Source organism: Kitasatospora sp. NPDC043950 (genome assembly GCF_056435345.1).
This window is the reverse complement of sequence record NZ_JBWKER010000112.1, coordinates 1-7,801: the sequence shown is the minus strand read 5'-3', so window position 1 is coordinate 7,801 and position 7,801 is coordinate 1. Positions and strand designations below refer to the sequence as shown.

Here is a 7,801-nt window from a genome sequence, read left to right as displayed (position 1 = left end):
CACCTTCGTCGAACAACGCGGCGGCCTCCAGCCGCACCGCCTCTCGACACTGACGTGCCTTCGCCGTCAGCCCGCCCCCATCCGCATAGCGCATACCAAGGGCATAGCGCGCAAATGACTGCCAGTCAGCTACACAAACAGGCCAATCACCTTGAAGCGCCGAGGGCAGTAAGGACGCCACTCAGGCCAACCAGGCCGCGGACGAAGCGTGGGGAATCGCCGCAGAGAAGGGGCGCCAGGAGCGCGATGCCGAGCTGAAGGCTGAGGAAGAGGGGATCCAGGCCGAGGCCAAGAAGGTCGAGGAGGAGTTCAAGAAGGAACTCGAACTGCAGATCCGCTATGCCGTGATGGAGGAGGAGCGACAGGAGCGGATGGATGAGGAGCGGAGAAAGCGAATCATCGGCTGCACCAAGATGCCGAACCTCTCCGTGTGCTCGCCGAGGAAGAAGGGCGTCTTCGGATACGCCCCGCTGGACGACATGGCCGAGGTCGGTAGGGTCATCGATCCCTATGCGCAGGAATCCGTCAGGATCGTCAAGGCCATTCTGGGCGTTGACACCGCAGAGGAATGCATCAAGCAGAAGAGCGTCAGCGCCTGTGCGGAAACCGCCATCGGATTCTTCCCTGGCGGCAAGTTCGCGCAAATCGCCAAGAAGTCCAAATCCATTGTGGAGATAGCCCAGGATGCGCGGCGATTCAGGAGAGTAGAGGACAACGTTGCTGACGGGCGACGCCTGCAGGCCAAACTCGCCGCAGAGGAGCTTGCAGGGGCTAATGGGCACGCATTCGATAAGCACGTCATAACCCAGGGGGAGTTTCCAGGCATCCGAACGCGCGAGCAGTTCGCCGAGATGATCGAGGAAGTAATTCTCAACGGTGAACGGAGAATCGGCGCCGGCGGAAGGAGTGCGTACTGGCGAAATGGTGTGATTGTAATCTGTAACCCCAATGCCCGAGACGGTGGTACCGTATTCGCACCCAAGGAGGGTTACGGATATTTCCTCAAGAACTTCAAGTCTGAATAGGAGAAAAATTTAATGGAGGTGGAAGACTGTGGAGCGGAGATCATGGTCACGATGGCGCGGGAAGAATTCTTTCTCGTCGTTTCGCTCATGAGTGAAGCGCTTGAGACTGGCGATGAACGGGACTTCGAGACGCGCGTAGGCGCGTCGATGGATGATGTGCGGGCCCTCCTGCAAACCTTGCCGGATCTTCCGTTTAGTGGCGGACACTAGTCCACACGTGAGCATGGATTTAAAAATCCGCTCGAACGACGCGGTTTCTGGAACCCGTTACAATACGCAGTTGGTTTGACCAGGCCGCAATAATTTACGCAGGCGCCCGGCTGGCACCCAGCCGGGCGCCTGCAGTCCGGTGCTCGCCACTTCGGTGGCGGCGAGCACCGTAGGGAAGCCCACGGTCCTCACCACTTCTCTCCCCGAGCCCGGTCCTTACGGTCACGATCCGACAATGCGTGTTCTAACCAGTGCTTGGGTTCTAACGGTTGTCGCAACACCCCAGCCCGGGGGATGAGATGGGCTTCAAGATCCGCGGGGAGCGGAAGCCACAGGGGCCCCGGAAGCTCCGTGCGGAGCGGGAGGAATACTTCCGGCTCGTGCGACAGGGCTACGGCAACAAGGAGGCGTGACGGCGCGCCAGATCCACTCCGGGCAGCAGCGATGAGTTCCCGAACGGCACATGGTCGGCGGGATCGTCGCCGCCGCGGTCGCCAAGGTCCCGGCGTCGGTGAAAGCGACTCGCGCAGAGGGTCCCGGCTGATGCAGACTGGTGCACCTAAAAGTCCTACTGGAACGCTAAGTTGACAACCCAGTAGGCGGGCCACGGTTCTGCCTGGTGGTCACGCCATCCCCGGCGCCGTTGGGCCTCAGGGCGATCCCCAGGGCCGTTGCAAAGTCCGGTGATCTTGTGAGTGTGCCTGGTCAGGCGATGCTGAGGAGGTCGAGCGGGCGGGTGAAGGGCTCGTAGGAGGCGTGTCGGAGGCCCGCGGCAATGTTGTGATGCCCGTGCTGCCGCAGCGTGTTGATCGCCAGGTTGCGGGGGGTTGCCATGTTCTCGGGGCCGTGGCAGGTGCGGATTTTCGAGGCGTCCTCGGCGAAGGTGGTGTCGCGGACGAAGTGCAGCCGGTTCTTGATGATCCACTGCGATCTGGCGAGCTGGCCGAGCCTTTGAGGCGAGGCCTGTTGCGAGGTCAGGTCGGTGATCGCGTAGATGGTCTGGCGGCTGACGGTGCCGGTCTTGAGGCCGGTGCGGTAGCGCAGGATGCGTGCGGCCTGGACGGCGTGGGGGAAGTCCAGGCCCAGGTCGGTGACGGTGAGGGCTCTGGTTACGCGGGTCTCCTTGCGGCCGTGGCCGGTCTCGCGGTCGTAGCGGTGCGCGGTGACCTCCTTCCACGGCAACGTCCGCAGCCTGCGATGTAGTTCGGGCTGGTTGCCCTTGACCACCAGCACGTAGTGGGCCTTCTTCTCCTCGACCAGGAAGCGCACGTGGCCGCGCTGGGTGTGCAAGGCATCGGCCGTGACCGTGACCCCGGTCAGGTCGTAGGGCTCCAGCAGCGCAACGAAGCAGGTGATCTCGTTGGTCTTGTCGGACACTCGCAGCTGGGTGACGGTCCGGCCGTCGCCGGTCATCGCGGCCAGCAGGTGAGCGGCGGGCGAGGTGCCGTGCCGGGAGCCGCGGGCGGCCTTGCCGTCCACGGCGATCGAGTCCGAGCCGGCCGGATCGGCGCCAGTAAGGTCGGCCAATCCGCCGGGACAAACGAGGCCGATGATTCGCCGGATCGTGGCGGCGCTCGGTGCGACGCGCACGCCCAGCGCGCCCACGACCCGGGCCCCCAGCCGGACCAGGGTGTGCTGCGGAGCGTTCGCGGACCACTGGCCGATGGCCGCGTACGAGCGCGCGCCGGCGACCACCGCCGAGGCGGCGACCAGCAGCACCGCCACGAACGGGTGACGCCCCCCTCGACGCAGACGCGGATCGGGCAGCAACCGGAACCGCTCCACCAGCGACAATCCCGCCACACTGTTCAGAGCGGGCGACTTGATCAGGCAGACGGTGGCAGACTGGCGGCACATCGAAGCTCCGGTGGTTCAGGGCGACTTGGGAAGGTCACCCCGTTCAACCGGAGCTTTGATGTGTTCGTGGCGGGTCGACCCGGTTCTAGCTCAGTTTGTGCCGTGTGATGACGCGCGGTGATCAGTGGCCGGTCTGAAGGCACTGCACGTCCCCGAGTCAGAACGGCGGATCTTCGGTGTAGCCGCCTGTCCAGGAAGCTCGTTCGGCCACGAGACAGGCGTGGCGTTCGCGGGCCGCGATGTCATCCGCGTTCTCCAGATCGCCAGTGTCGTGTCCCCATGCCTTCAGTGCGTCCAGGGCGCGGTCTCGGTTGTAGCGGTCAGTGCTGGTGGCCAGCAGACGGTGGGCGTGGTCGACCAGCACGCCCCGGTGCGAAGCGAGGAGGGGGCGCTCTGCGAGGGGGATGGCGGTGAGCAGGGCCGCGTCGCGTACGTCGGCGTGATCGTGGTCGAGGAGAGGATGAACAGCGGAGAAGAGCGCCGGGCGCAGATCCCGAAACGCGCGCATCTCCCCATACTCGTCGAGGAACCGCTCGCCGAAGTGGCGTTCGCCGATGGCGACGCACTCGTCGTCAGCGTCATAGGCGGTGTCGCTGAGCCAACCAAGCCGCCTGACGAGGGTTGGGCGACGTGGTGGCATGTCGGGAGCAATGCTCAAGACCTGTGGATCAACCCCGGGCGGGACGCGGAGGGCATACCTTCCCGAATGATCCTGTGATGGTCACCGAGTAGGCCCGCGTTGCAGCGCAGGTCGGGAAGGCACGCCCGTGCTCAGCGTAGTGAATGCCGATGGTTCGACGGAGTCCGGCTCCCTGATCGACGAGATCGTCCGCGAGGGCGCCCGGCGCATGCTCGCTGCCGCGCTGGAAGCAGAAGTCAACCAGTACATAGCCGAGTTGGCGGCGGAGAAGGACGAGTGTGGGCGGCGCCTGGTGGTCCGCAACGGCCACCACCGGCCGCGGTCGGTGGTCACCGCGGCCGGGCCGGTCGAGGTCAGGGCCCCGCGGATCAACGACCGGCGCGTGGACGAGACGACTGGAGAGCGCAAGCGGTTCTCCTCGAAGATCCTGGCGCTGTGGTGCCGCAAGTCGCCGAAGATCTCCGAGGTGCTGCCCCTGCTCTACCTGCACGGCCTGTCGTCCGGGGACTTCGTGCCCGCTCTGGAGCAGTTCCTCGGTGGCACCCCCGGCCTGTCGCCGGCCACCGTGACCCGGCTGACCAAGCAGTGGAGCGACGACCACGCTGCCTTCCAGACCCGGGACCTGTCCGACCGGGACTACGTCTACGTGTGGGCCGACGGTGTGCACCCCAAGGTCCGCCTCGGCCAGGCCCACTCGTGCGTCCTGGTCCTGCTCGGCGTCCGCCTGGACGGCACCAAGGAGCTCATCGCTCTCGCCGAGGGCCTGCGAGAATCGACCGAGTCGTGGGCCGACCTGTTGCGTGACTGCCGCTGCCGCGGGATGCGTGACCCCGAGCTGGTGGTTGGGGACGGCGCCATGGGCCTGTGGCGTGCGCTCGCCGAGGTGTTCCCGGCCGCACGGCACCAAAGGTGCTGGGTTCACAAAAGCCGTAACGTCACGAACTGCCTGCCCAAGTCCGCACAGCCTGGCGCGACGAAGGCGATGCAGGAGATCTACAACGCCGAGGACCGTGGCCATGCCGAGCGGGCGATCGAGGCCTTCATACGCGCCTACGGCGCCAAGTTCCCCAAGGCGGTCGCGAAGATCACCGACGATCGGGACGAGCTGCTCGCCTTCTACGACTTCCCGGCCGAGCACTGGATCCACCTGCGGACCACGAACCCCATCGAGTCGACCTTCTCCACGGTCAAACTCCGCACCAAGGTCACACGAGGCGCCGGCAGCCCGGCCGCTGCCCTGGCGATGGTGTTCAAGCTCGTCGGTCCGCCCAGGCGCGATGGCGCGCGATCACCGGCGCCCACCTGGTGCCGCTGGTCCGCGCCGGCGCCCGCTTCGAAAACGGCGTCCTGGTCGAGCGGCCCGAGGTGGCAGCATGAACGACATGTTCGAGGCACTCGAAGCTCTGACCGACCGCGATCCGGATCGTCGGGACGTCGCCGCCGACGTCCTCGGGGACCTCCTGCGCGGCACCGCACTCGACGCGGACTCCGCTCGCCTGGTCGTCGGACGTCTGGTCAGCGTGGCCGTCAACGAACCGGTGACCAAGGTGCGCGAGTCCGCCCTGAACTCGACCAGCGAGGCGTTCGACCACTACCGCCTGCCTCTGGCCCTCGTCGAACCACTGACCGCAGCCATGCCGACGATGGAACGCCAACTCCTCATCCACACGCTCTACATCCTCGGGGCCACCCACGACCCGCAGGCCCGGCCGCTAATCGAGCCCTTCCTCCATCACCCCGACCCAGAGGTTCGCGAGGAGGCTCGGCTCGCAGCAGCCGAGCTCACCGCTGTCGAGCAGAAGGGCCTCACCCACAACTCTTGACTATTGCTCCGCCCTCGCGGCGTAGCACCGTCATCAGCTTGCGGAAGTCCTGCGGGCTCAGCCCGGTCAACGGGGCTATTCAGGACGGCTCCGACGCCGTGATCACACCAGCCATAACGGGATCATGGCATCGAGCCTATGGCTCGAATGCGGAGGTCACCAGACCAGCTCTCGCAACGGACGCTTCCTGATGCGAAGTCCAACTCAAGGCCCATCCGCCCAGTCAGCGGCTCCCACTCCTCTCGGACTCCGAGCACGACTTCCCCAACGCGGCTCGCCAGCGGGGTCTCCTCGTCAACGGGTCGCACGTCGATCCTGCCCCAGTCGCCCATGTCGTAGCCCTCGTACGGCTCGGACGCCTCAACCACAAGGCACCAGTCCGTTCCGCTCATGATGTGGGTGGACACCCCCTGGTCATCGATGAGCCACAGATCGACCGGGGTGTCAGATTCTCGTCCCTCATATACGTGCCAGGACGCCACAAGCCGCACCAGCCGACGACCGATCAGCGACGCGGGATCGATGTCAGGTCCGTGAGCTGGACATACGGGGTTCGAGGGCTCCATCCGGGCACCGTACCGTCCTCCTCGCCCCGGCTCACCCGCTTATACGGGACAGCCCTTAGCCTGCGCGTTTCATCCGGGGTCGCGTCCGGATCATGATCGGAAAAGCGAAAGTGCCTTCTGAGCTGCAACGATGAGGCTTGTCTAAGGTCCCAGTCGTTCCAGCAGGAAGGCACTTTCTGCGTGCACACTACCCGGTCACGGCCCAAGCTCGTCGTCAGCGCCGACGGGCAGGGGGTGGTCAATCACGCCGGCTCGCGTCTGCTCGCGGATCTGGCCGACGCCACCTCGCTGACCAGCGCCTTCAGCGATGCCCTGCACCGGTTGCGGCCGCGCGGGACCGGGCATGATCCCGGCCGCGTCGCGGTGGACCTGGCGGTGATGCTCGCCGACGGAGGCGAGGCGATCGCCGATCTGGCCGTGCTGCGCGACCAGCGCGACGTGTTCGGCCCCGTCGCCTCCACCCCGACCGCCTGGCGAGTGCTGGCCGGTATCGACGCCGCCGCCCTGAACGCACTGCGGGCAGCCAGGGCCAGGACCCGAGAGGTCGCCTGGCTGCAAGCGGACGAGACCGGCCACCCCATACCCCCATCACATGCCGGAGGGCGTGAACTACCGGGCCTGGTCCTGGATATCGACGCCACCCTGGTCACCTGCCACTCCGAGAAGGAACAGTCCGCCGCCACCTACAAACGCGGCTTCGGCTACCACCCGATGCTCTGCTTCCTGGACAACACCGGTGAGGCCCTCGCGGGCGTCCTGCGGCCGGGCAACGCCGGGGCGAACACCGCAGCCGACCACATCACCGTCCTCGACCAGGCCCTCTCGCAGATTCCCGACGCCCACCGACACGGCACCCCGGTCCTCATCCGCGCCGACAGCGCGGGCAGCGCGAAAGCCTTCCTCGCCCACCTACGCGCCCTGCGACAACGCGGGATCCAGACCACCTTCTCCGTCGGGCACGCCGTCACCGAACAGGTCCGCAAGGCCATCAGAGTCCTGCCCGGCCAGGTCTGGCATCCCGCACTGGAGCAGGACGGGGCCCTTCGTGCCGGCGCCGAGGTCGCTGAGCTGTCCGGCCTGGTCGACCTCACCGGATACCCGGACGGCACCCGCACCATCGTCCGCCGCGAGCGTCCCCATCCGGGCGCCCAGTTGTCGCTGTTCGACCAGGACGAAGGCATGCGCCACCAGGTCTTCCTCACCGATACGCCCCTCGCCGGCGGCGGTTCGATCCAGTACCTGGAGGTCCGCCACCGGGCTCACGCCCGGGTCGAGGACCACATCCGCCGCGGCAAGACCACCGGCTTCGGCCGCTTCCCCTCCCGCCACTTCGCCATCAACCAGGCCTGGCTGGAACTCTCCCTGACCGCGATCGACCTGCTGGCCTGGACGCGAACCCTGCTGCTGGACGGCGAGCTGGCCACCGCTGAGCCCAAGAAGCTCCGCTACCGCCTTCTGCACGCTGCCGCCCGGATCACGCCCGGAGCCCGCCGCCTACGCCTACGGATCGCCGCCACCTGGCCCTGGCGTCACGAACTGACTGCGGCGTTCAGCCGCCTGGTGGCACTACCCCGACCGGCCACCTTGAGGTGACCCCCGGATTGTGGACACAGGGGTTTACGCCGCGAGTGAGAGTTTAGCCGTCGTGCGTTGCTGTTGTTCGAACTCCATCGGGGAGAG

General features: G+C 66.5%; 7 protein-coding genes and 3 pseudogenes. 5 read left to right on the top strand and 5 right to left on the bottom strand.

Features of this window, described 5'->3' with window-relative positions:
- Positions 1-94 (bottom strand): annotated as a pseudogene (locus AC07BF_RS37300) (helix-turn-helix domain-containing protein); the annotation flags it as partial.
- A gap of 253 nt (positions 95-347) precedes the next feature.
- Between AC07BF_RS37300 and AC07BF_RS37295 the strand changes: the two are divergent.
- On the top strand, positions 348-1,025 hold the full coding sequence (locus AC07BF_RS37295) for a hypothetical protein (protein WP_478334566.1): 678 nt from the start codon (positions 348-350) through the stop codon (positions 1,023-1,025).
- Between the two features lie 12 nt (positions 1,026-1,037).
- On the top strand, positions 1,038-1,235 hold the full coding sequence (locus AC07BF_RS37290) for a hypothetical protein (protein WP_400985784.1): 198 nt from the start codon (positions 1,038-1,040) through the stop codon (positions 1,233-1,235).
- Between the two features lie 705 nt (positions 1,236-1,940).
- Here AC07BF_RS37290 and AC07BF_RS37285 read toward each other — a convergent pair.
- Together AC07BF_RS37285 and AC07BF_RS37280 are read right to left on the bottom strand one after the other, a co-directional pair.
- Positions 1,941-3,092, bottom strand: a complete 1,152-nt coding sequence (locus tag AC07BF_RS37285; protein ID WP_478334565.1) for an ISAs1 family transposase — start codon at positions 3,090-3,092, stop codon at positions 1,941-1,943.
- Between the two features lie 157 nt (positions 3,093-3,249).
- On the bottom strand, positions 3,250-3,750 hold the full coding sequence (locus tag AC07BF_RS37280; protein ID WP_478334564.1) for a hypothetical protein: 501 nt from the start codon (positions 3,748-3,750) through the stop codon (positions 3,250-3,252).
- A gap of 109 nt (positions 3,751-3,859) precedes the next feature.
- Here AC07BF_RS37280 and AC07BF_RS37275 point away from each other — a divergent pair.
- Together AC07BF_RS37275 and AC07BF_RS37270 are read left to right on the top strand one after the other, a co-directional pair.
- Positions 3,860-5,109: pseudogene (locus AC07BF_RS37275) on the top strand (IS256 family transposase).
- Complete coding sequence (locus tag AC07BF_RS37270) at positions 5,106-5,555, top strand: HEAT repeat domain-containing protein (protein ID WP_478334563.1); 450 nt, start codon at positions 5,106-5,108, stop codon at positions 5,553-5,555. The pseudogene AC07BF_RS37275 and the gene AC07BF_RS37270 overlap by 4 nt, the downstream one beginning before the upstream one ends.
- Here AC07BF_RS37270 and AC07BF_RS37265 read toward each other — a convergent pair.
- Positions 5,551-5,634, bottom strand: a pseudogene (locus AC07BF_RS37265) (IS5/IS1182 family transposase); the annotation flags it as partial. The gene AC07BF_RS37270 and the pseudogene AC07BF_RS37265 sit on opposite strands and share 5 nt — an antisense overlap.
- A 43-nt stretch (positions 5,635-5,677) precedes the next feature.
- Positions 5,678-6,121: a hypothetical protein gene (locus AC07BF_RS37260; RefSeq protein WP_478334562.1), complete on the bottom strand. Its 444-nt coding sequence runs from the start codon at positions 6,119-6,121 to the stop codon at positions 5,678-5,680.
- 180 nt (positions 6,122-6,301) lie between these two features.
- Here AC07BF_RS37260 and AC07BF_RS37255 point away from each other — a divergent pair, with 180 nt between their 5' ends.
- Complete coding sequence (locus AC07BF_RS37255) at positions 6,302-7,714, top strand: IS1380 family transposase (protein WP_478334561.1); 1,413 nt, start codon at positions 6,302-6,304, stop codon at positions 7,712-7,714.
- Positions 7,715-7,801 lie beyond the last annotated feature (87 nt).